Consider the following 24,642-nt stretch of genomic DNA (forward strand, 5'->3'; position numbering starts at 1 on the left):
TATCTGTTTATAGGAAATGCGCTATATCCGTAATAAAAAATATAACAAAAATAAGCAGCAGAACCGCAAATACTGCCAGCAAAAGACCTGTCAGGAAATGAAACCACCGTTTCTTACGGATATATCTGCGTGATTTTCGGATATCCTGATCCAGAAGTTTACGAAAATCAAGTACAGAACCATCTTCCGGCTCATCCAGCTGCTGTATTGCTTCATGCACAATAAAATATGTCTCAAGTTCATCATAACAGGACGAACAATGGCTGATATGATCCAGAAATTCTTCAAGTTCATCAACGCTTAAACTATGATTGATATATTGTGTCACCATGCTCTCAGCAATTCTGCATTCAATATCCGGCATTCTTTCTTCCTCCTGTTCCTGTTTTCACTTCTTTGTAGTATAGCACAAAAAGAGGCACTTCACAACGACCGTTTCGTCTGAAGCACCTCATTCGCGTATATAATATCCCGTTACTCTTCTGTCGCAGCAGCCGGAGTTTCTTCCGGAGCCTCGAGTATTTTCATAAATTCATCACCTGTGATCGTCTCATGCTCATACAGATATTTTGCCAGCTCATGAAGCTTGCTGATATTATCCTGAAGAATCTGCAATGCTTTCTCATGCTGTCTCTTTACAAGCTCGACTACTTTCTTATCAAGGAGTGTCTGCGTCTCAAAAGAGCAGGCCAGACTGGAATCTCCACCGAGGTACTGATTGCTGACACTTTCCATAGCTACCATATCAAAATCATCACTCATACCATAACGTGAGATCATTGCTCTTGCAATCTTGGTCGCCTGTTCAATATCATTGGAGGCACCCGTTGTAACAGAATGAAAAATCAACTCTTCCGCAGCACGGCCGCCTGTAAAAGTTGCAATCTTATTTTCCAGTTCTTCCTTTGACATCAGATAATGTTCATTATCATCCACCTGCATGGTATAGCCCAGTGCACCAGAAGTACGTGGAATGATCGTAATTTTGTGAACCGGAGCAGATTCGGTCTGTTTTGCTGCAACAAGTGCATGCCCGATCTCATGATAGGAAACAATCAGTTTTTCTTTATTGGAAAGGACACGGTTTTTCTTCTGATATCCCGCAATAACAACTTCGATGCTTTCTTCAAAGTCTGCCTGAGTTGCAAATTTACGTCCGTCGCGGACAGCACGAAGTGCTGCTTCATTGACAATATTGGCAAGTTCCGCGCCTGATGCTCCGGCAGCTGCCTTTGCAATATCATCAAATCGAACAGTATCTGCAATTTTAATTTTCTTTGCATGAACTTTCAGGATATCTTCTCTACCCTGCAGATCCGGAAGTTCTACCGGAATACGGCGGTCAAAACGTCCCGGACGGAGAAGTGCCGGATCAAGTGAATCCGGACGGTTGGTTGCTGCCAGGATTACAACACCCTTAGATCCATCAAATCCATCCATTTCTGTAAGGAGCTGGTTCAGTGTCTGCTCTCTCTCGTCATTTCCGCCTGTAAAACCGGCACCGTCACGTTTCTTACCAATTGTATCAATTTCATCAATAAATACAATACACGGAGCCTTCTCATTTGCCTGTTTAAAAAGATCTCGTACTTTCGCAGCACCCATACCGACAAACATTTCTACGAATTCAGAACCGGAAATTGAGAAAAACGGAACTTCCGCCTCACCTGCAACTGCTTTTGCAAGAAGTGTCTTACCTGTACCGGGCGGCCCCACAAGCAGTGCTCCCTTCGGCATAGACGCACCAATCTCTGTATATTTCTGAGGATTGTGCAGATAATCAACGATTTCTGTAAGAAGATCCTTCGCCTCGTCTTCTCCTGCAACATCGGAGAATTTAATTCCTGTGGAGGATTTTACATAAACCTTTGCATTGCTCTTTCCGAAAGACATTGCCCCACCAGGACCTCCGCCCATAGAAGACATCATCTTCTTACTCAGCCAGCGTCCGATAAAGATAAAGATAACGATTGGGACAACATAGCTCAAAAGAAGTGTCATAAGGATTGACGGACTTTCCGGAAGGACTTCATCCATAGTCACACCCGCATCCAGCAGACGATTGACCAGATCAGAATCATCCATCTTGACTGTCTTGCATAAAACAGTTCCATCTGTATCGTCTGATTTCATTTCATAATAAATATAACTTTCATCCACAGTAGCCTTGGTCACATTACCCTTTTCTACATTTTTTATAAAAGTAGAATAATCAGTCTTCTGTACACTTCTCTCCTGTATAGTCGGAACCACAAGCATATTCAGAAGAATGATAATGATACCTGCTATGATGTAATAGACATACATCGGTATCTTTTCCGGTTTTTTACGGTCAAATTTCATTTATTTGTTTCCTCCAAAATCATTTATGTCTTGTACAATACCATTTTTATAGTATATATTCAATGTTCTTTCTGTGAAATAAAATGAAATATTATAAACTTTTCATAAAACTCTGTAAATAAATATCAAAAAAGGACTCTCTGAATCTCAGAGAATCCTCTATGCCGCTGGCCGGACTCGAACCGGCACGGTTTCCCGCTTGATTTTGAGTCAAGTGCGTCTGCCAATTCCGCCACAGCGGCAAATGAACCGAAAATTATATTACCATAATTTTCAGTTCACTGCAAGCATTTTTAGGTAATAATTGCAAAATTATTTAAATAATTTATCTTCGTCCTCAAGCATTTTCTCATAGATTGGGAAGCAGTCAAATGTTGCAAAATAATCTCTTGGTGTTTCAGCACGACGGATCATCTCAAAGCTTCCATCTTCGCGGAGAAGAATCTCGGCGGATTTCAGTTTACCATTGTAATTATAGCCCATAGCAAATCCATGTGCACCGGTGTCATGAATTACAAGCAGGTCTCCCATCTCGATTTCCGGAAGATAGCGGTCAATCGCAAACTTATCATTGTTTTCGCAGAGGGAACCGGTAATATCATACAGATGATCGCACGGTTTATCTTCTTTACCCATAACAGTGATGTGGTGGTATGCTCCATACATTGCAGGACGCATAAGATTGACTGCACACGCATCTACACCGATGTATTCTTTGTGCGTATGTTTCTCATGGATTGCTTTTGTGACAAGGCATCCGTAAGGTCCCATCATAAAACGGCCAAGCTCGGTATAAATTGCAACATCTCCCATTCCTGCCGGAACAAGAACTTCTTCATATACCTTACGTACGCCCTCTCCGATCACACGGATATCATTTGGTGTCTGTTCTGGTCTGTAAGGAATACCGATACCACCGGAAAGATTAATAAAACCGACATGGGCTCCGGTTTCTTTCTGAAGTTTTACAGCAAGTTCAAACATTATTTTTGCAAGCATCGGGTAATATTCGTTTGTTACTGTATTGCTGGCAAGAAATGCATGGATACCGAATTCTTCGGCGCCTTTTGCTTTCAGTATGCGGAACGCTTCAAAAATCTGATCTGTTGTCATTCCGTATTTGGCATCACCCGGATTATCCATAATATCATTACTGATTTTAAACAGTCCACCCGGATTATAACGGCAGCTGATCGTCTTCGGGATGTAGCCGACGGCCTTCTCTACTGCTTCAATATGTGTAATATCATCGAGATTGATAATTCCACCGATCTCATTTGCATAACGAAATTCTGCTTCCGGCGTATCATTAGATGAAAACATGATATCACCTTTTTTGCAGCCGATTGCTTTGGAAAGCATCAGTTCAGTCATAGAGGAACAGTCACATCCACATCCGTACTCCTGAAGAATCTGGATCAGATATGGATTCGGTGTTGCTTTAACTGCAAAGAATTCTTTGAATCCTTTATTCCATGCAAAGGCTTCTTTTAATGCCATGGCATTTTCACGAATTCCCCTCTCATCGTAAAGGTGAAAAGGCGTCGGGAATCTCTCAGTGATTTCCTGCAGTTTTTCCATTGTTACAAACGGCTTTTTTTTCATAATATTTATCTCCTCGTATAGCATTATTTCACATGCTGATGTGTAAACAGATGATCCTGACAATATTCATAATTGCCATTACATTTTGAGCAGAAACGGAATTCCAGATTCGGATCATCCTTTTCTGTACGTCCACAAATTGCGCATTTGTGTTTCGTAATTCCTCCTGTTGCCGGATTGACACGGCTCTGTGCCATGGCCTTCTTAAATTCTCTGCGTCGATGTACTTCCTTCGGATTATAACGCTGCATATTCCTTGTGCTGAAGAAAAACAGAACAAAGTTAAGCAGTGATGCAAGAATCGGCACCGCCATTACCCACAATCCGACACGGATATAGGAAATCATGTTGTACAGAATAATCGCACCATACACACCTGCCATCCATTTCATCTTGATCGGAATCACAAACCATAACAAAATCTGCATATCCGGATAACTCATCGCATATGCAAGAAAGACAGAAAGACTGACATAATAAGTCGTGAATACACCTCCGCCAATCACGTATGTCATACCATCAATCACTACAAAACCACCTGTAATGAAGTAGGTAATAAATGCTGCAATCAGAACAAACAAAAGTCCCGAAAAAATATACAGGGTATAGCGAAAACTGCCCCATGTACGTTCCAGCGACGTACCGACCGGATAATAGAAAAATAAAATAGAAATTACAAATAAAAAGAAATTGCCGGTACTCGGCGGATAGATTACCCATGTAACAAGTCTCCAGATCTGTCCCTGAAGAATCTTTGATACATCAAGGCTCATCATACTGAGCATCGAAGGATTCATATAACTCAGCAGATATCCAACCACATAACAGATGATCACATAAACTGTCAGATTCGGGATTCCCCTTCCCCTGAATTTACGTTCCATTTTATCGATCCAATTCATAAAAACACTTTTTCTCCTTTTTCTGTTGATTTATACAGTCTGGAAAGATGAATTGTATTTATTGCTGAAAAAATCAAAAATACTTTTTCTTGGACAGGAACATTGCTGCAACAATACTTGCCCCGATAGAAATCAGAATTACGATTGCAAACCCAAATGTCGCGCTCGAAAACGGCATACCCACCGGAGCAAGGTTCATTCCATAAGCACTGAAAATAATCGTCGGAATACTCATAACGATCGTGATCACAGATAATATCTTCATCACATCGTTCAGATTGTTTGAGATGACAGACGCAAAAGCATCCATCATACTTCGCAGGATGCCGCTGTAAATATTTGCCATCTCAATTGCCTGCGTGTTCTCGATAATGACATCTTCAAGAAGTTCCGTATCTTCCGGATATTTCTTAATGCTCTCGACCTTGATCAGTTTCTCAAGTACAGCCTCATTCGAACGCAGAGAAGTCGTAAAATATACCAGTGATTTCTCCAGTTCAAGCAACTCTATCAATTCCTGATTTCGTGGTGAAAAGTGAAGCTTTTCCTCCACCTGTTCACTCTTTTTGTCTATGATGCGCAGATAGCGCAGGTACATACTGGCATTGCGGTAAAGAATCTGCAGGATGAAGCGTGTCTTCATATAAGTAAAGAAATTACGTACACGGCCTTCCATAAAGCGTGTCAGAACCTGTGTATCCTCCAGACATACCGTAAATATCATTTTGTCGGTAACAATGATACCAAGTGGGATCGTACCGTACCAGTCTTTGTCATTACGTTCTTCGATCATAGGAACATCGACCAGAATCAGAGTGTAAGTATCCTCCACCTCAATACGCGACCGTTCTTCTTCATCCAAAGGAGCCCTCAGATCATCAACTTCGATCTGAAACTGTTCAGATATTTCAAATATTTCTGTTGCTGTAGGATTTGTCAGGGCAATCCAACAGCCATCCTGCGGTTCCTGAATTTCGTGAATGGCACCGTCTGATGTCCGAAACATTCTAACCACGATTACACTCCCCTTCCACTCTCATTTTTGGTCATATGGTCAATTATAAAATGCAGTATGATTTTTGTCAATTCCAACTGAATTGTATTTACAAAAATTTTATTCAATTTATACGTTAAAGTGACATAGCGCAAATTATAGACTTTCTATATTTAATATGTTAATATTAACTACAGTTAATAAGGGAGGACTCAATACTTATGAATAAATCCAGCTTCGGCTCACATTTCACTGTAACTACATGGGGCGAATCCCACGGAAAAGCTCTGGGAGCAGTCATTGACGGCTGTCCTGCGGGACTTTCTCTCTCAGAAGAAGATATCCAGAAATTTCTTGACCGTCGTAAGCCTGGTCAGAGCCGCTATACGACTGCGCGTAAAGAAGGAGATCTTGTAGAAATCCTCTCCGGTGTATTTGAAGGAAAAACGACCGGAACTCCGATTTCGTTAATGGTACGAAACACCGACCAGCGTTCCCGTGATTATGGAAATATCGCATATTCCTACCGTCCGGGACATGCAGATTATACCTTTGATGCCAAATATGGTTTTCGCGATTATCGTGGTGGCGGACGTTCCTCCGGACGCGAAACGATCGGACGTGTTGCTTCCGGAGCAGTTGCATCCAAACTCCTTGCATCACTTGGTATTTCTTTCTGCACTTACACGAAATCTATCGGACCAGTCTCCATTGAAAACTTCAGCCCTGAAGAAATAAATAATAATGCATTCTATATGCCGGACGCAGATGCTGCTGCTAAAGCCGGTACTTATCTTGAAAAATGCATGAAAAATCTGGACAGTGCCGGCGGTGTGATTGAATGCCGCATCACAGGTGTCCCTGCCGGTCTCGGAAATCCTGTTTTTGAAAAGCTGGATGCCATGCTCTCTCAGGCAGTCATGTCTATCGGTGCAGTCAAAGCAGTTGAAATCGGCGATGGTATTCAGGTTGCCCATATGAACGGCTCAGAGGACAATGACGGATTTACGATCAAAGACAACATGATAAATAAGACTTCAAATCATGCCGGTGGTATTATGGGCGGAATCAGTGATGGCAGCGAGATCATCCTTCGCTCCTATATCAAACCAACCCCATCTATCAGTCAGCCACAGCAAACTGTTACCAGTCAGGGCAGGCAGATTTCCCTTGAGATACATGGCAGACATGATCCGGTTATTGTCCCAAGAGCAGTTGTCGTTGTCGAATCCATGTGTGCACTTGCTATTACAGATGCTTTGTTTGCAAATATGACTTCAAGACTCGATAAAATTCAGAAGTTTTACTCTAAATAACACAAAAGCTCCTGCAGCTTAAAACTGCAGGAGCTTTTAAATTACCTATATTTCATTGCAAATAATTACTGCTCATCATATTCCTCATCAGATAGTGGCTTAACAGCTTCAAAATCCTGAGGTACAGGCCACATATGAATACTGTTTGGAGTCTCAACATTATGAGGTTTATCATTCATAACGATGATATTCTTATCATAGTCAACCTTGAAGGTCGTAATAGTATTGCTTGCATGGTTCGCAATCGCAATATGCTGGTTATCCGGGAAAATCACAAGATCCTTCGGATAATCACCACTGATCGGCAGTGTGAATTTCTTTTCAAGAAGTCCTGTTTCTGCATCAACCTCATACATGGAAACTGTATTTTCTCCTGCAGTTGTACAGAACAGATGCTTGCCATCCGGTGCCAGTGCCAGACCGGATGCCGCATTATGGATTGCATCTTTGTCATGCTTCTTACTTAAAGTCGATACGCTCTGCAGAAGCTCGAATTCCGGATTCTCTCCGCTACCGTCATAGCTATATACTTTAATCTCATTGCTCAGTTCAAACAGAATGTATGCATATTTGCCGTCTGCACTGAAACGGATGATTCTCGGTCCACTCTCTCTCGGACAACGAAGGATGTCAACCAGTTCAAGTTTATGACGTCTCTTATTGATACGATAGATTTTAATCTGATCAATTCCATTGTCAACCGCGCAGAGATACTTATTGTCCGGTGTCGGTCGTACACAGTTTACATGTGGACGGAAATTACGCTCAGCGACACTGCCAAGACCTTTATGGAATACACCGTCCATAATACGTCCAAGACTTCCATCTTTATGCGTATGTACAACTGTCACCTTGCCATCATGATATCCTGCTACATACAGATATCTGCCGTCCACGTCTGTGGCAAGAAAACAGCCTCTCATTCCGTCAATTCCCACACTGTTGATACGGGTGAGGTCTCCATGAGCGTCACGCTGGAATACCGCAACGCCCTCATCCTCTATGGAATACAGGAACTTACCGTTCTTGGAAACTGCTGTGTGTGATGCATTGCTGACCTTCACTTCGCCTCGCTCGATCAGTTTGCCGTTCTCTACATCTACATCATAGACCTGAATGCCTTTACTGTTGCCATGGGTATATGTTCCCACATAAGCCACATATTTCTTGTTCCCCATTATACTGCCTCCTAAAATTCGATGAATATGTGCGAAAGCTCTATCCGCATTTGGTGTCCTAATTATAGCACATTCCATTTATAAGAACAAGTTGACATTCTACGTTGAATGTGTATTTTCTTACATACTTTATTTCATAAAATAATCTCGTACTTCAGAAAGTGTCTCTTCGATCACAGTATCTGTATGCGCGGCTGAAAGAAACATTGCCTCAAACTGAGACGGTGCCAGATGAATTCCTGATTTCAACATTGCAAGAAAATAATCTGCAAATGCATTTGTATCAGAAGCCTTTGCACTTGTATAATCAACTACTTCATTTTCTGCAAAAAACAGACTTCCTAAAGATGAAACATGATTTACATGATACGGCTTTTTATATTCTTTAAGAATCTGTTCGATTCCACTATAAAGTTTTTCGCCCTTTTCTTCCAGTTCCTTATAAACTTCCTGATGTTCATACAGATATTTCAGCTGTGTCAGACCTGCGGCCATTGCAATCGGATTACCACTTAAAGTTCCTGCCTGATAAACCGGGCCTGCCGGAGAAACCATTTCCATGATTTCCTTTCTTCCGCCATAAGCACCAACAGGCATTCCTGCCCCAATGATTTTACCAAAGGTAACCATATCCGGTGTCACGCCAAAATACTCTGCCGCCCCGCCAAATGCAAGTCGGAATCCTGTAATAACTTCATCAAAGATCAGTAATGTTCCGTGCTCGGTACAGAGACTGCGAAGACCTTCCAGGAATCCCTTCTTTGGCGGAACCACACCCATATTGGCTGCAACCGGTTCTACAATCACCGCAGCCACCTGTCCCGGTGCCTGTTCCAGAAGTGCTTTTACGCTGTTCAGATCATTATAAACTGCTGTCATGGTATCCTGTGTGCAGCCTTTTGGTACTCCGGCACTGTCCGGTACACCACTTGTCATCACACCGGAACCGGCACTTACCAGAAGTGCATCACTGTGTCCATGATAACAGCCGGCAAATTTGATGATCTTATCACGACCCGTATATCCCCTTGCCGCACGAATTGCACTCATAACAGCTTCTGTGCCGGAATTGACCATACGCACCATCTCAACATGCGGAAGATGTTCACAGATAAATTCCGCCATCTCTACTTCTATCTCTGTAGCACATCCAAAGCTCAGACCGTCTGCACATGCTTCAACTACTGCTTCCCGGATCTGCGGGAAGTTATGGCCGAGGATCATCGGTCCCCAGGAATCAATATAATCTACGTATTCATTGCCATCTACATCATAAATGTGACAGCCATCTGCACGTTTGATAAATCTCGGAGCCATTCCGATCGCACCATACGCTCTGACCGGACTGTTGACGCCGCCCGGAATTCTTTTTACTGCACGTTCAAATAATTCTTCTGATCTTCCCATTAGCCGATTCTCCCTTCATCAATAAAGCGGGCAAGCTCTTTTGCATAGTAAGTCAGATAAATAGAAGCTCCTGCACGATAGGCACTTGCAGCCATCTCACAGATAATTCTGTCTTCTTCGATCCAGCCCATCTTGGCAGCTGCTTTGACCATTGCATATTCACCGCTTACACTGTAAGTAGCAATCGGAACATTTGTTGCCTTGTAAACTTCCGAAACCATATCCAGATAAGACATTGCAGGTTTGATCATAATGATGTCTGCACCCTCTTCAATATCTGTCAGTGCTTCTTTCATACCTTCACGGCGATTATGAAAATCCATCTGATAACTCTTACGGTCACCAAAGGATGGAGCAGAACCTGCAGCATCACGAAACGGACCATAAAATGCAGATGCATATTTGACTGCATAGGACATGATCGGAGTTTCTTTATGTCCTGCCTTGTCCAGACATTCACGGATTGCACGTACACGGCCGTCCATCATATCAGAAGGTGCCACCATATCTGCGCCGGCTTCCACATGAGAAAGTGCTGTTTTTGCAAGTAATTCAAGTGTTGCATCATTCTCTACTTCATGACCACAGAGAACACCGCAGTGTCCATGTGAAGTATATTCGCACATGCACACATCTGTAATATAATAAAGATCCGGGAACTGTTTTTTAGCTTCTCTTAAAGCTTTCTGTACGATTCCGTTTTCATCGTAAGCACCACTTCCCACTTCGTCTTTGTGATCCGGGATTCCGAAAAGCATAATATTACCTACACCGGCCTTCTGAAGACGTTCCAGTTCATAGGGAAGACGATCTACGCTGTAGCGGTACTGTCCCTCCATAGACGGAATTTCTTCCTCAACACCTGTACCCTCTTTTACAAAAAGCGGATAGATCAGAGAAGATTTGTCAATTCTGGTCTCTCTCACCATTTTACGGAGTGTTTCACTTCCGCGAAGTCTTCTTGGTCTCTGAATAAGATCCATTGTTGCTGCACCTCTTTCTTATCTTAAAAATGTTATTTGTTTTTTATCTTCACAACGAGCTCGATCAAAGCCTCAATCGTTGCTTTTTCTGCCACAAATGTCTGCATGCCGTATGCATCAGCCGCAGCTTTTGTCTGTTTGCCGATACATGCTGCCACAACACCCGAATAATCTGCAAGTCCTGTACTTTCGACAAATCCTTTTACAGTTGATGCACTTGTAAATACCACACAGTCGATAGAACCTGTACGGATTTCTTCTCCGATATTGATCAGTCGGCTTTTTTCATAGACGGTATCATATGTTGCAATATCATCCACTCTGGCACCATGAGTTTTAAGAATCTTTACAAGATTTTCATTTCCTTTTCCTGCTCTTGGGAGAAGGATTTTCTCCCCACCTGTAAGTTTTGCCGCAAGGGCTTCTCCCAGTGAATCGCCATCATAAATTTCCGGAATCAGATCTACGAGAATACCTCTTTCTTCCAGTACTTTCGCAGTTCCCTGACCGATTGCCGCAATATGTACTCCCGCCAGACTACGGATATCTTTGTGCGCATTTTTCAGTTCTTCAAAGAAAATCTCTGCGCCTGTCGGACTTGTAAAAGCAATCCACTGATAAGTGTCCATTCTGTCAAATGCCTGCCAAAGCTCCGTCTGCTCATCCAGCGCAACAGTTCTGATAGACGGCAGTTCCAGCACTTCTGCCCCTCTTTTTCGAAGTTCATCTGCAGTACGGGAACTGCGTCCCTTCGGTCTGGTTACAAGCACTTTCCATCCTGCAAGAGAAAGATTTTCATACCATCCGAAGTTTGCAGCAAGCTTACATACTTTACCGACTACAATAATTGCCGGTGTCTCGATTCCCTGCCTTTCTACCTCTTCTTTCAGAGTGGAAACGGTTGCTACAACGCGCTTCTGATCAGCTGTCGTTCCCTTCTGGAGAACTGCCGCAGGCATATCCGGATCCATTCCTGCATCAAGAAGCCCCTGACAGATATCTGCAAGTGCTGCAATTCCCATAAGAAAAACCAGCGTTCCCTTCGTATTTGTCAGCGCTTTAAAATCAATGTCATATTTTTCACCTGCTCTCCGGTGTCCGGTAATGATATGCACCGATGAACAGAAATCACGATGTGTGACCGGAATTCCATTGTATGCCGGTACTGCAATGGAAGATGTAACTCCCGGAACGATCTCATACGGAATTTCATTTTCTGTCAGAAGTTCCAGTTCTTCTCCGCCACGTCCGAAAAGGAACGGATCACCACCTTTAAGACGTACAACACGATTTCCCTTCAGAGCTTCTTCCAGGAGCACCTGATTGATGCCTTCCTGTGGCATCGTATGTTTATCTGCACGTTTTCCTACATTTATTAATCTTGCCTCTGTCGGAATTTTTGCCAGAACACCCTGACCTACAAGGCTGTCATAAACAACAACATCTGCATTCTTCAGGACTTCCATTCCCTTCAAAGTAAAAAGGCCGATATCTCCCGGTCCGGCTCCGACAAGCCATACTTTTCCCTTTTTCATAATGAAGTCCCTCCTGTTTTGTCATTTTCATACATATCCTGCATCCGTTTGGCAAGATCTCTGCCCAGTTTTTCAGCCTCTGATTTCGGTCCCCGAATGCTGTCTTTAAAATAACGACCGTCACATTCCCTGTAATAGAGTCCGCGGAGAAAGAGTTCGTCTCCCTCTACCACTCCATAAGCGGCAACCGGCGAAGAACATCCACCATTCAGATATTTTACAAAAGCACGTTCTGCGCTGCCTGCGAACCATGTTTTTTCATCTCGATATCCTTCCAGATAATCATATGTCAGATCTTGTCTTCCCTGTACCGCGAGAATTCCCTGACCTGCAGCCGGAAGAATCTCATCCTCTGAAAAATACCGGCAGATTCGATTCTCTAAGCCGAGGCGTTTCAAACCTGCCGCAGCAAGAATCAGACCGGAATATTCTCCATTGTCCAGTTTCCGTAAACGGGTCTGGAGATTTCCACGGATACTTTTTACTTCCATTTCCGGATAAAGTTCTTTAAGCTGAAGCGTACGACGAAGGCTCGAACATCCCAGGGGTTTCGTCAGGTCCAGTTCACTGACTCCCTCCGGGAGCACCAGAACATCCCTCGGATCTTCTCTCTTTGAAAACGCAAGAAGAGGAAGTTCACCAGGAACTTCCATCGGCATATCTTTCAGGCTGTGAACCGACAACATGGTTCTGCCCTCCAGCAGTGCTTTATCCAGTTCTTTTACGAAGAGACCCTTTCCGCCTACCTTATCCAACGTCCGGTCTAAAATTTTATCACCGGTCGTTTTCATTGTCAGAATCTCAACATCCAGCTCCGGATGCTGTGTTTTTATGTAATCACGAACCATCTCACTCTGCAGAACTGCCAGACGGCTCTCCCTGCTTCCAATGATCACTTTATTCTGCACTTCTGTCTTCACCATCTGATGCCTCCATTGCTTCCTGAATTGCGATACGGACTTTTTTTGCGCGGCTGTGATCCAGCCCGCTTGCTGTAATCCCGACAACTACTTCATCCTTCATATAAATACCGGGGAAATAGAAATCGCATTTGCTTTTATCGTCGGCAACATTTACATAGATGCCCTCTTCCTTACAGACACGGTAGATTTCATCATTCAGTTTCCAGTCATTGGTTGATGCGATCACCATATATGCCATGTCAAAATCCGAACGTTTGACCGGACGTGTGATCAGATTAACATATCCGGTCTTTCCGAGTTCCTGAAGTTCCATCGTGCATTTCGGTGCAATTGCAGTAATATTTCTGGTAAACTGTAAAAGTGTCCGGACTCTTCTGGTCGCAATATTACCACCGCCTACAACGACGATTTTTTTGTCTGACAGATCAATAAACATTGGAAAATATCGTTTAGTCTTCATATACCTTCTCCAATCCTGCAACACATTCCAGAAAAGCTTCCTGATTCAGGCTGTCCCGAAGGCCGAAGATCATCTTGTTGACAACTTTTCCGGCTGCGGTGTCTACTGCATCAAGAAGATTTGCTCTGTCTTCTTCCTGCATCGGTGTTTTTTTGAGAATTTTTATGATACGCAGATTCAGATCCTGCACTGCTTCCGCACGGATTTCCTGAATTCTCGGAATCACGTCACGGCCATCCAGCCACTGAAAAAACTCTGCCATCTGTTCTTCTACGATCGAAGCTGCTTTGATAAGACTCTCATTTGCCTCCGGCGAAAGACTTTCTGTACGGAAGCTGTCCATATCATAAAGCGTAATTCCGTCCCTGCTGCCAAGAGATGGATCAATGTCCCTCGGAACTGCAAGATCAAGAAGCAGGAGCGGTTTGTCCAATACAACATCCTGAAAAAGTTCATCCCTCAGAGTAAAGTTCGGACTGGCTGTAGCACTTACTACAACGTCACAGTTCGGCAAAAATCTCATTCGCTCTCCATAATGAATACGACTGCATCCAATCGGAATACTGACAAGTCCGCTTCGATACTGACGGACTGTGACCGTTACATTGGCTCCGGCATCGCGAAGCGTCTGTGCGGCAACTTTTCCCATTTCACCATTTCCGATGACCATACATGTTTTGCCATGCATATCATAACCCTGTTCTTTCAAATGGCTGACTGCCTGATGGATAACAGATGGATTTCCATGTGCAAGAGGCGCTTCTGTCTTAATCTTCTTACCGGCAGTTACAGCCATACGGAACAGTACTTCCAGCACACTGTCTGTTGTAAAATGCTCACGTGCAAGATTGAGAGCCTCCTTAATCTGCGTCAGGATCTGATCTTCACCGAGGATCTGAGATTTCAGTCCTCCGGCAAGATAAAAAAGATGCTCAACAGCTTCCTTATCTTTGCGTGTTATAAAATATTTTTCATAGGAAGTATCCTGTATCCCTTTCAGACGGCACAGACACTCATACATGGAAATTTCCTGTTCTTCTTCGTGGCTCGTCCATATTTCAAGGCGGTTGCAGGTCGACAAAATGATACAGCCATAAATTCCTGCCGTCTCTTTAAGTCGTTCCATTGCTTCTCCCGCATTTTTCTTTGTAAACGCAAACAGAGCCCGAATATCTACGGGTGCTCTGTCGTGATCAATTCCTATCATGGATATTGTCATGATATTGTGTTTCTCCTTTGTCTGACTATACCATTTCCCGAACGAGATCCGCCATATTCGGGTGGATTCTTCAGGAAAACATACTCTTTTAATGATAGTATGTTCGAGAAAAGTTGTCAATGGAATTTACATGAGTTTTCCTGTGTATTTTGAAAGAAAAAAAGATATCTCTAAATCTCCACATTTTTTGTGGCAATCACATCCACCCCCGTATGCGCTGCATCATGCAAAACCACATCTCCGATATGTACAGGTGCCGGCACAGTAATTCCTTTCATTGCACGAATGCAGGCAAAAATTTGGTCTTTCGGAATATCTTCTTTTGTTTTGACAGAAACAACAGTTTCTGCCCCACCGCTTACACGAACGGTCGTTGTCACGATTCTGGTCGGATCAGTAACCTCTTTTTTTCCATATACGGCACCTCTTTTGCAGGTATTTCCTTCTATACTTATGACTTCTGTGTCCTCAAGTTTCACAGTAAGAGGACATCCCATCGGGCAGCCGATGCATGTCAGATTTCTGATTTCCATATCTATTCCTCCTCTATTTTTAATGTAATTTTCTGCAATAAAGGATTCTTCATTATCTGTTCTCTGGTAAGTTTGATCTGCTCCATCTCCCCCGGAGCTACGACCGGACGTTTGCGGTGAAGGATTCTTTCTCCATCGAGATAGCAGCTTATATAGCAGTTTTTGTATACACCTCCGACGCGGAATCGAACAGTCAGTTCTTCCGGCATATGATCCGGACGTATTGCAGACGGAACCGTATAACGTACTCCCTTTTCCGAAAACAGAGGGATTTCTTTTTCTGTCAGTTTTTTTGTGTTTTCCTGACTTCTGCATGTATTCTGTACATAAAGCGAGGCATTTCGTCCAGCCATAGCCGCTTCTTCCGATACAAAATCAACCAGGTCATGTACATGAAGCACATTTCCACATGCGAAAACGCCTTCCATATTTGTCTCCAGACTTTCATTTACTTTCGGTCCGGATGTTATCGGATTCATTTCTATTCCCATGCCACGTGAAAGTTCATTCTCCGGGATAAGTCCGACTGAAAGAAGCAATGTATCACACTTGTATTCTTCTTCTGTACCCGGAAGCGGTCTGCCCTTTGCATCTACTTCGGCAAGAGTGATTCCCTCCACACGTTCTTTACCTTTAATATCAACTACTGTATGGCTTAATTTCAGTGGGATTCCAAAATCATCCAGGCACTGTACAATGTTTCGTTTCAGACCACCGGAATAAGGCATCAGCTCTGCAACCACCTGTACATCTGCTCCTTCCAGCGTCATTCTTCTCGCCATGATCAGGCCGATATCACCGGAGCCTAAAATCACAACTTTTCGTCCCGGAAGATATCCTTCAATATTGACCAGATGCTGTGCCGTTCCCGCTGAGAAGATTCCTGCCGGACGATAGCCCGGAATATTCAGTGCTCCTCTCGAACGCTCCCGGCATCCCATGGCAAGAATCACAGCTTTTGCCTGAATCTGAAACATACCTTCATTCCGGTTCATTGCCGTTATGAGCTTACCTTCACTGATGTCCATAACCATAGTATGTAATTTATATTTTATCTGAAGTTCCTCTGTCTGTGCGATAAATCTTCCGGCATATTCCGGACCTGTCAGTTCTTCCTGAAACGTATGCAGGCCAAATCCATTATGAATACACTGGTTCAGAATCCCACCAAGCTTATCATCACGTTCAAGAATCAGGATGCTTTCTGTTCCGTTTTTTCTGGCCGCTATTGCCGCTGAAAGTCCCGCCGGACCTCCACCGATGATCACAATATCATAATTCTTCATTTCGCTTTCCTCCTCAAAATACATCCTTATTGATCCCTTCTATAATTCTGGAATTCCCGCCGGATTTCGTAATTTCTTCCATTGATTTTTCAAGCTCACGAGCCAGAATTTCCATAACTTTAGGTGAACAGAATCCTGACTGGCAACGTCCCATACCGGCACGTGTACGCCTTTTGACTCCGTCCAGTGATTTGGCTCCCAATGGTCTTCTGATCGCATCTATAATTTCTCCCTCTGTCACCATCTCACAGCGACAGATAATATTTCCATATGCAGGATTCTGTCGGATCAGCTCATTTCGTTCTTGAATCGTCATTCCATTCAGATCCGGCATTCCTGTTCTCGTGGAAATAAAATCTGTTTTTTCTTTCAGATCATATTTTTTCTGTACAAGGTTTCCAATCATTTCGCCTATTGCCGGTGCACTGGAAAGTCCCGGTGATTCAATTCCTGCACAGTCTATAAAATCATTTTCTGTTTCACCGATAACAAAATCATCTCCGTCTTCGTGAGCACGCAGACCGGCAAATGAAGTAATCACCTGACGTGTCGGAATATTTTTTACACTTTCTGCAGATTTTTCAAGAACCTGCTGTAATCCATCCCGTGTTGTATTCACACCTTCTTTATTTTCAATATCCACTGCAGTCGGTCCGATCAGAAGATTTCCATGAACCGTCGGTGTGACAAGAACACCTTTTCCAAATTTCCCCGGAAGAGTAAAAATCGTTCTTCTTACATGATTACCGGCACTTTTATCCAGGAGACAGTACTCTCCTTTTCGCGGAGTGATATGAAGCTTCTTTTCACTTACCATATTGTGAATCTTATCCGCATATACACCGGCTGCATTGACAATACACTTTGCATTATATTCTCCTCTGCCTGTTGTGATTTTCCATCCTTTTGCATCTCGTTCAATTTGCTTCACTTCCGTATTAAAATGAAATGACACACCATTTGTATATGCGTTTTCTGCAAAAGCAATCGTCATATGAAACGGACATACAATTCCGGCTGTTGGTGCATACAAAGCCGCATAGACTTTATCGGAAACATTCGGTTCCATCACAAGCACTTCATCTCTGTTTAAGATCTGAAGCCCTTTTATACCATTTTCGATTCCTCTGTCATAAAGTTTTTTAAGATCCTGATAAGCGTTTTTGTCCAGACAAAGTACAAGTGAACCATCCCGTTTAAACGGAAAATCAAGTTCTTTTGAAAGTGATTCGATCATTTCATTTCCCCTCACATTCAATCTGGCTTTCCATGAGCCCGGTTCTGCATCATACCCTGCGTGAATGATCGCACTGTTTGCTTTTGAGGTACCGCAGCAGACATCCTCTTCTCTTTCCAGCACGCAGACTTTGCACTGATATCGTGACAGTTCCCGTGCAATTGCTGTACCTGTCACTCCTGCACCGATAATGATCACATCATAGTTTTCCATATTCCATCCTCCTGTATCGCATCATACGAATTTTTTATATGTATTTATTTAGAACAAAGCGGACAAGTCCGCTTCAAACTCCCTGAATCCCTCAATCTTTGAGGGACTTGTTACGCTTTGCGCGCCAGATGCAGTCTGCTTCAGCAGACATGTTCCTCATGCATCTGGTCGCATCCTCGCGGAGCGTTTTTATGTAATAGGAACATTACGGAGTAATTTCCTATTACATAAAAAAGCCCGACAAATAAACCCATGTCTTATGGATCTACTGTCAGGCTCTCTTTTCTCTTGCCCCAATATTTAATTTAAATCCGATCACTTAAAAGCGACTCATAATATTTAATCTTCTTCGTCTCTTGCCCAGCCATAGGCATATTTGACTGCTTTTTCCCATCCCTTGATTCGTTTGCCTCTCTCGGCATCCATGATCTGAGGGGTAAAAGTTTTATCAATCGCCCAGTTCTTAAGGACATCTTCCTTGCTCGTCCAGTAATTCACTGCAAGTCCTGCCAGATAAGCGGCGCCCATCGCAGTAGTCTCGACACATCGCGGACGGTTCACCGGTGCATTGATGATATCTGCCTGAGTCTGCATCAGGAAATCATTTGCGCTCGCACCACCATCGACTTTCAATGAAGCAAGCTGGATTCCGGAATCAGCCTTCATCGACTGCAGAACATCATTTACCTGATATGCCAGAGATTCCAGAGTTGCACGGATAATGTGGTATTTATTTACGCCTCGGGTGATTCCGACGATCGTACCTCTCGCATACTGATCCCAGTGTGGTGCCCCAAGTCCTGTAAATGCCGGAACAACGTAGCAGCCATTTGTATCCTTAACTTTTTTTGCCATGTATTCAGAATCTTCTGCAGAATCGATCAGGCGCATCTCATCACGCAGCCACTGGATTGCGGCCCCTGCTACAAAGATAGATCCCTCCAGTGCATAATTCACCTTTCCGTCCAGACCCCAGGCAATTGTTGTAACAAGCCCATTTTCGGAAAACACCGGTTTCTCGCCTGTATTCATAAGTAAGAAACAACCGGTACCATATGTATTTTTTGCTTCACCGGCCTGAAAACAGGTCTGCCCAAACAATGCGGACTGCTGATCTCCCGCTGCACCTGCAATCGGTATCGGACCGCCGAGAAATGACGGATCTGCCATACCGTAAACACAGCTGGATGGTTTCGGTGTCGGAAGCATACATCTCGGAATATCTAATTCTTCAAGGATTTCTTCGTCCCATTGTAAAGTATTGATATTAAAAAGCATTGTACGGGATGCATTGGAATAATCTGTGATATGGACTGCACCCTTCGTCAGTTTCCAGATCAGCCAGGTCTCAACTGTTCCAAAAAGCAGATCTCCACGCTCTGCCTTTTCTCTGGCGCCCGGCACATTGTCGAGAATCCATTTTACTTTTGTTGCAGAAAAATATGCATCTATCACAAGACCGGTCTTCATACGGAATTTGTCGGTAAGACCCTTTGCCTTCAGTGAATCACAATATTCGGATGTTCTGCGGCACTGCCAGACAATTGCATGATAGATCGGGTCTCCGGTGTTTTTGTCCCAGACGATTGCAGTCTCCCGCTGATTTGTAATGCCGATTGCAGCAATATCATGTGCTTCTGCACCAATCATATTCATAGCTTCTACTGCCACACCAAGCATACTTGCCCAGATTTCATCTGCATCGTGCTCTACCCAGCCGGGCTTAGGAAAATACTGATGAAATTCTCTCTGTGCCACACTGCACATTTCACCTTTTTCATTGAATAAAATGCATCGGTTGCTGGTGGTACCCGCATCCAGCGCCATTACATATTTTTGCATATAAAAAGCCTCCCTCATAAAAGAGTTTCTTTTATAATATATTTTTTTATATTCCTCTTATTTATCTTATTAAACAAAATCTTTTATAATTAGTCAATAGATAAGCCATTTCTTTTGAGCCACGCTATTGTATATTGACTGTATTTATATCATCCTAATATATATTTACAGCTTCCATACGTTGTGGTTGGTAGAGGATACGGCGGTGGCGCCGGCGGAGAGGGCTCCCATAACGGATTCTTTGTCGATAATAAGACCTCCGGCGATTACAGGTACTTTGATTTCAGAGCAGAGTTTCTGAATGACTTTTGGCATTGCTCCGGGCAGGACTTCTATGAAATCCGGATGGACAGTATGCTGCTGTGTAAAAATATTCTCGTAAGCCATTGAATCGAGCAGGAAATAACGAAGTACGGTATACAGCGAAAGTTCTTTTGCTTTTTTGATCAGGGCTGGCTTCGTCGTAATGATTCCATCAGCATCTGTGTTATTTTTCAGATATTCGATTGCTATCTCACGTGGGCTTAAGCCCACGATCAGATCTACATGTACCATGGCAAACTTGCCTGCAGCCTTGATTTTCTTTACAATGTCTCCAATCGAACAGATATCTCCAAACAAAATAAAAACAACTCGTATGTCTTCAAGCTTACAGCATTGTTCAAGATCATCCATGCATTTTACTGCCGCAATGATCGGATTCTCCTCAACAGCATTCCAAAATTCCCGTCCCATTCCCTGCCCTTTCTCCGGTCATAAATCCATTATCTACAACCACCTAGTATTCTATATGTTCTAATATATCATATCCATTTTTAATAAACAAACAAAAACAGGTAAGAATCCTGTAGAAGGTTTTTAAGGAAGTTCCCTTAGATTACCCAAAAATTATCCGTACAAACCACTTTCCTGTATGTCTCAAATCTAAACCATTTATTATGCAGTTCGGATCTGTTTTCCACAGTCACTGTTTTTGCCTCTTCGAAGAATTTTTCCAGTTCCGCTTTGTTCTTTACAAGCAGTGCCATTCCACGCTCATCAACTACCGGAAGTCCCATATAGCGGTAATCTTCAATCCTCTGAATATCTTCTACTTTGCCATCACGTATCAGAACAGCTGCACCGTCCTCAACAGACAAAACATCAAAGTATTCCGGATATTTGAAGCTGTCACCGGAAACCGGCACCTCATCACCTACATGATAGGTTTTCTTATCAAATCCGGTTTGGGACATCATTGCATTTTCCAGATCGAAGTAAAATTCTTCAAACACATAACCGCCGACTTTGATATCGTCTTTCTGGAAATATGGTTTTTCTCCGTCATTATCTACGGTTTCCAGTACACCACAGGCAGAAGTCATATGGCTGACACGGTCGATCAGGATCATTTCACCAAGTGTCTTGTGTTTCTTAAATTCATCCAGCACGATTTTCTCAGCCAGCTCAATCTCACAGAGTGCGATCTCATTTTTTTCAATATAATCGGCAGAAATATGTTCTCCTGTATTGACGTCAATCTTATATTTGATGCTTCGGATGAATCCCGGAATTCTCTTTGTACCGAGTTTTACCAGATACTCTTTTCTGAGGGTCAGTCTGCTGTCATCCATCCAGAGAAGTGTTGCTGTAAAGCTCTTTGCAACGGAAAGCTGTGCCTGATCTGTCAGAACACATCCACGGCTGACATCTACTTCTTTGTCAAGCTGGATCGTCACTGCCTGTCCTGTCACCGCCTCCTCTACGGATGTGCTTCCGTTCAGAAGTGATTTGACTGTTGCAGCTTCATTGCTCGGAAGTGTAGTAATGGTCTGTCCGACTTTTATCCTGCCACTTTCAATCTGTCCCTGAAAGCCTCTGAATTCATGATTCGGACGGCATACACGCTGTACCAGCATATAAAATCCTGCCTCGCTCTCAGTTTCTGTCACATCAACGGTTTCCAGATGATCCAGAAGTGTTTTTCCTGTATACCATGGCATATTTTCGGATTTGACAGTCACATTGTCACCCTCAGTCGCACTGACCGGAACGATCACAACATCCTGAAGTCCGAGACTTTCAGAAAGCTCGTTAATATCTTTCATAATTTCATTAAATCTCTCTTCACTGTATCCCACAAGATCCATTTTGTTAACTGCGAATACAAAGTGATGAATTCCCATCAGCGCACAGATACGGCTATGGCGTCTTGTCTGTACCAGAACCCCCTGTTTTGCATCGACCAGAATGATTGCAAGCTGTGCAAAAGAGGCACCGACAGCCATGTTTCTTGTATATTCTTCGTGACCAGGTGTGTCTGCAACGATAAAACTTCTTTTATCTGTAGTAAAATAACGATACGCCACGTCGATGGTGATACCCTGTTCTCTTTCTGCCATCAGACCGTCAAGAAGAAGTGAATAATCAATTGCACCGCCCCTGGATCCGACTTTGCTGTCAAGAATCAGGGCCTTTTCCTGGTCTGCATAAAGCAGTTTTGAGTCATAAAGTATATGTCCGATCAGTGTGGATTTTCCATCATCCACACTTCCGCAGGTAATAAATTTCAGTAAACCGCTCATTTAGAAATACCCCTCTCTCTTTCTCTTTTCCATGCTTGCCGCACCGCCATCAGAGTCAATGATTCGGCTGGTTCTTTCAGATTCTACTGAGCTTAATGTCTCATCAATGATTGCATCAAGAGTATCTGCTTCTGAAAGAATCCCACCTGTCAGCGGATAACAGCCCAGTGTACGGAAACGTACTTTTTTCATTTCCGGTTTTTCTCCCGGTTTCAGGCGCATACGTTCATCGTCCACCATAATGATATTTCCATCACGATATACCACCGGACGTTCCTTTGTAAAATAGAGAGGTACGATCGGAATATTTTCTCTCTGTATGTACTGCCAGATATCTTTTTCTGTCCAGTTGGAGATCGGGAAAACACGCATACTCTCGCCCTTGTTGATCTCCGTATTATAAAGCTTCCACATCTCCGGCCTCTGGTTTTTCGGATCCCACGCATGATTTTCGTTACGGAAAGAAAAAATACGTTCTTTTGCACGGCTCTTTTCCTCATCACGACGGCCGCCTCCAAAAGCTGCTGTAAAACCATATTTGTTCAGAGCCTGTTTCAGAGCCTGTGTTTTCATGATATCTGTATAAGCTGAACCGTGATCGAAAGGATTGATTCCCTGCTTTACACCATCTTCATTGATATATTCCAGCATCTCGATTCCAAGCTCTTTTGCTGTCTTATCACGAAACTTGATCATTTCTTTAAATTTTCATGTTGTATTGACATGTAAAAACGGGAAAGGCGGTTTTTCTGGATAAAAAGCTTTCAGTGCAAGATGAAGCATTACTGAGCTGTCTTTTCCGATGGAATAAAGCATTACTGGTTTTTCGCATTCTGCTGCCACTTCCCGGATAATATATATTGCTTCTGCTTCCAGTTCATCTAAATGTGATAATCCGCTCATATTTGATCTCCTGTCTTAATATTTATTGGAATTTCTCCGGTCAACGCTGATCACAAGTTCGCTGCCGTCTGCTCTGGTGATATTCCAGTTGAGAAGATCACCTTTTTGTGTGACATTCATTGTGCCACCCATGCCGCCGATGTCTGCGCCAAGATAAAATTCAATGGCTCCTGCTTTGCATTCTTTTACGCAGGAAACGCAGCCCCAGCAATTCTTCGGATATTTCATGACTGCCTTTTTATCTATGATCTGAATGAGGGTGCCGGGACATACTTCCTGACATTTTCCGCAGCCGACACAACGGTCTTTACGAATTTGTATGCTCATAAGTATCCCCCTTTACCAGATCCCGGAACAGAATATGGAGCTTGCCGTCTTCCATTCTGGAATTTACATATTTTTCAAATTTCTCATCTGTCTCAGGATGATCAAGATTTTCGTTAAACGAATGCCAGCGTGTTTCTTTTCTGTTTTTGAGATGTTCAATCAGAACCTGACAGACAAGAAGTCTTTCTTTTAACTCATAAGCAAAAAGGAGCTCATGCATATCCTCTGCCCCGATCTGCTCTGCCAGTTCACTTAAACGCGCGATTTTTTCTTCTGCAAGTTTTAACTGTTTTTCATTAAACTGATAATTACTTGCGATTCCGCCTGCATATTCATCCATAACTTTCTGCATGGCTTCTTCCAGATCATCGATTGTAAATAATCCGTTCTGTGTGCTGCGGATTTTTTCGTAATCATTCAATACTGCCTGTGCCTGATCTTCGATTGTGGATGTCTGTTCAACAGAAGCAGTTTTCAGCTGTTCGATGATTGCAAAAGAGGCAATCTTGCCCTCTGCCAGAGCACCGGTTACATATTTCTGCGGACATCCGCCGGCAACATCACCGGCTGCATACAATCCATGAATAGTCGTTTCTCTCTTTGTATCTACCCAGAAACCACTCGCCGTATGGCCGCCTACAATATATGGCTCCGTTCCCTGAATCATTATTCACACACTGTTTCTCGAAATATGTTCGTCGTACAAGTGTCGTGTGGGCCGCAGTAATAGTTACGTTCATAATTGCAAACCAGCAAGTATCTGTATTTATGAATTTCTATAAGTACTTCTGCAATATACAAATATAAGCCTTTTCTTTCCGGTACATGCCATATGTCAGGCTGCGTTACGTCCTGTCTGCAATTTCCAGTGT

General features: G+C 43.1%; 21 protein-coding genes, 1 tRNA gene and 1 pseudogene. 1 reads left to right on the forward strand and 22 read right to left on the reverse strand.

Annotated elements, in window-relative coordinates; all coding sequences use genetic code 11:
* Nucleotides 1-7: 7 nt before the first annotated feature.
* From H8Z79_RS05605 to H8Z79_RS05630, 6 genes are all read right to left on the reverse strand, one after another.
* Nucleotides 8-364, reverse strand: coding sequence for a zf-HC2 domain-containing protein (locus H8Z79_RS05605; RefSeq protein WP_118039662.1), 357 nt, complete (start codon nucleotides 362-364; stop codon nucleotides 8-10).
* Between the two features lie 110 nt (nucleotides 365-474).
* A complete protein-coding gene (gene ftsH / locus H8Z79_RS05610) occupies nucleotides 475-2,343 on the reverse strand; it encodes an ATP-dependent zinc metalloprotease FtsH (protein ID WP_118039661.1) in 1,869 nt (622 codons plus the stop codon).
* A gap of 162 nt (nucleotides 2,344-2,505) precedes the next feature.
* Nucleotides 2,506-2,585: transfer RNA gene (locus H8Z79_RS05615), tRNA-Leu, on the reverse strand.
* Between the two features lie 70 nt (nucleotides 2,586-2,655).
* Nucleotides 2,656-3,948, reverse strand: coding sequence for a diaminopimelate decarboxylase (locus H8Z79_RS05620; protein ID WP_015542556.1), 1,293 nt, complete (start codon nucleotides 3,946-3,948; stop codon nucleotides 2,656-2,658).
* Nucleotides 3,949-3,971: 23 nt separating this feature from the next.
* Nucleotides 3,972-4,850, reverse strand: coding sequence for a rhomboid family intramembrane serine protease (locus tag H8Z79_RS05625; RefSeq protein WP_015542555.1), 879 nt, complete (start codon nucleotides 4,848-4,850; stop codon nucleotides 3,972-3,974).
* 73 nt (nucleotides 4,851-4,923) lie between these two features.
* Entirely contained in the window at nucleotides 4,924-5,865 is a 942-nt protein-coding gene (locus tag H8Z79_RS05630; protein ID WP_182279229.1) for a magnesium transporter CorA family protein, read from the reverse strand.
* 200 nt (nucleotides 5,866-6,065) lie between these two features.
* Between H8Z79_RS05630 and aroC the strand changes: the two genes are divergently transcribed.
* Nucleotides 6,066-7,160, forward strand: coding sequence for a chorismate synthase (aroC, locus tag H8Z79_RS05635; RefSeq protein WP_118039660.1), 1,095 nt, complete (start codon nucleotides 6,066-6,068; stop codon nucleotides 7,158-7,160).
* A 65-nt stretch (nucleotides 7,161-7,225) separates the two neighbouring features.
* Here aroC and H8Z79_RS05640 read toward each other — a convergent pair whose 3' ends face one another.
* The 16 genes and pseudogenes from H8Z79_RS05640 to H8Z79_RS05715 all read right to left on the reverse strand — a co-directional run bounded on the left by H8Z79_RS05640 (nucleotide 7,226) and on the right by H8Z79_RS05715 (nucleotide 24,437).
* Nucleotides 7,226-8,338 carry a lactonase family protein gene (locus H8Z79_RS05640; protein ID WP_015542552.1) on the reverse strand — a complete coding sequence of 371 codons (1,113 nt, stop codon included), beginning with the start codon at nucleotides 8,336-8,338 and terminating at the stop codon, nucleotides 7,226-7,228.
* 129 nt (nucleotides 8,339-8,467) lie between these two features.
* Nucleotides 8,468-9,745 (reverse strand): glutamate-1-semialdehyde 2,1-aminomutase, encoded by a 1,278-nt coding sequence (hemL, locus tag H8Z79_RS05645; RefSeq protein WP_118039659.1) that lies wholly within the window; start codon nucleotides 9,743-9,745, stop codon nucleotides 8,468-8,470.
* Nucleotides 9,745-10,728, reverse strand: a complete 984-nt coding sequence (gene hemB, locus H8Z79_RS05650) for a porphobilinogen synthase (RefSeq protein WP_015542550.1) — start codon at nucleotides 10,726-10,728, stop codon at nucleotides 9,745-9,747. Before hemB ends, hemL begins: the two co-directional genes overlap by 1 nt.
* Before the next feature lie 32 nt (nucleotides 10,729-10,760).
* Entirely contained in the window at nucleotides 10,761-12,263 is a 1,503-nt protein-coding gene (gene cobA, locus H8Z79_RS05655) for a uroporphyrinogen-III C-methyltransferase (RefSeq protein ID WP_118039658.1), read from the reverse strand.
* Nucleotides 12,260-13,186: a hydroxymethylbilane synthase gene (hemC, locus tag H8Z79_RS05660; RefSeq protein ID WP_118039657.1), complete on the reverse strand. Its 927-nt coding sequence runs from the start codon at nucleotides 13,184-13,186 to the stop codon at nucleotides 12,260-12,262. Before hemC ends, cobA begins: the two co-directional genes overlap by 4 nt.
* Nucleotides 13,161-13,646 (reverse strand): precorrin-2 dehydrogenase/sirohydrochlorin ferrochelatase family protein, encoded by a 486-nt coding sequence (locus tag H8Z79_RS05665; RefSeq protein WP_118039656.1) that lies wholly within the window; start codon nucleotides 13,644-13,646, stop codon nucleotides 13,161-13,163. Before H8Z79_RS05665 ends, hemC begins: the two co-directional genes overlap by 26 nt.
* A complete protein-coding gene (hemA, locus tag H8Z79_RS05670; RefSeq protein ID WP_015542546.1) occupies nucleotides 13,636-14,865 on the reverse strand; it encodes a glutamyl-tRNA reductase in 1,230 nt (409 codons plus the stop codon). Before hemA ends, H8Z79_RS05665 begins: the two co-directional genes overlap by 11 nt.
* A 170-nt stretch (nucleotides 14,866-15,035) precedes the next feature.
* Nucleotides 15,036-15,398, reverse strand: coding sequence for a DUF1667 domain-containing protein (locus tag H8Z79_RS05675; protein ID WP_118039655.1), 363 nt, complete (start codon nucleotides 15,396-15,398; stop codon nucleotides 15,036-15,038).
* A gap of 2 nt (nucleotides 15,399-15,400) precedes the next feature.
* Entirely contained in the window at nucleotides 15,401-16,684 is a 1,284-nt protein-coding gene (locus H8Z79_RS05680) for an NAD(P)/FAD-dependent oxidoreductase (protein WP_118039759.1), read from the reverse strand.
* Nucleotides 16,685-16,697: 13 nt separating this feature from the next.
* Entirely contained in the window at nucleotides 16,698-18,134 is a 1,437-nt protein-coding gene (locus H8Z79_RS05685; protein WP_015542543.1) for an NAD(P)/FAD-dependent oxidoreductase, read from the reverse strand.
* 339 nt (nucleotides 18,135-18,473) lie between these two features.
* Entirely contained in the window at nucleotides 18,474-19,976 is a 1,503-nt protein-coding gene (gene glpK, locus H8Z79_RS05690; RefSeq protein ID WP_015542542.1) for a glycerol kinase GlpK, read from the reverse strand.
* A 165-nt stretch (nucleotides 19,977-20,141) separates the two neighbouring features.
* The gene (locus H8Z79_RS05695; protein ID WP_118039654.1) at nucleotides 20,142-20,711 is read right to left on the reverse strand and encodes a glycerol-3-phosphate responsive antiterminator; all 570 of its coding nucleotides are present in this window, start codon (nucleotides 20,709-20,711) and stop codon (nucleotides 20,142-20,144) included.
* A gap of 137 nt (nucleotides 20,712-20,848) precedes the next feature.
* Nucleotides 20,849-22,540, reverse strand: coding sequence for a sulfate adenylyltransferase subunit 1 (locus H8Z79_RS05700; RefSeq protein ID WP_118039653.1), 1,692 nt, complete (start codon nucleotides 22,538-22,540; stop codon nucleotides 20,849-20,851).
* A pseudogene (gene cysD, locus H8Z79_RS05705) lies at nucleotides 22,541-23,443 on the reverse strand (sulfate adenylyltransferase subunit CysD).
* Nucleotides 23,444-23,458: 15 nt separating this feature from the next.
* Entirely contained in the window at nucleotides 23,459-23,770 is a 312-nt protein-coding gene (locus tag H8Z79_RS05710) for a 4Fe-4S dicluster domain-containing protein (protein ID WP_015542539.1), read from the reverse strand.
* Nucleotides 23,751-24,437 carry a hypothetical protein gene (locus tag H8Z79_RS05715; RefSeq protein ID WP_330421866.1) on the reverse strand — a complete coding sequence of 229 codons (687 nt, stop codon included), beginning with the start codon at nucleotides 24,435-24,437 and terminating at the stop codon, nucleotides 23,751-23,753. Before H8Z79_RS05715 ends, H8Z79_RS05710 begins: the two co-directional genes overlap by 20 nt.
* Nucleotides 24,438-24,642: the final 205 nt, after the last annotated feature.

It is taken from the genome of Blautia intestinalis (genome assembly GCF_014297355.1).
GTDB lineage: Bacteria > Bacillota > Clostridia > Lachnospirales > Lachnospiraceae > Blautia_A > Blautia_A intestinalis.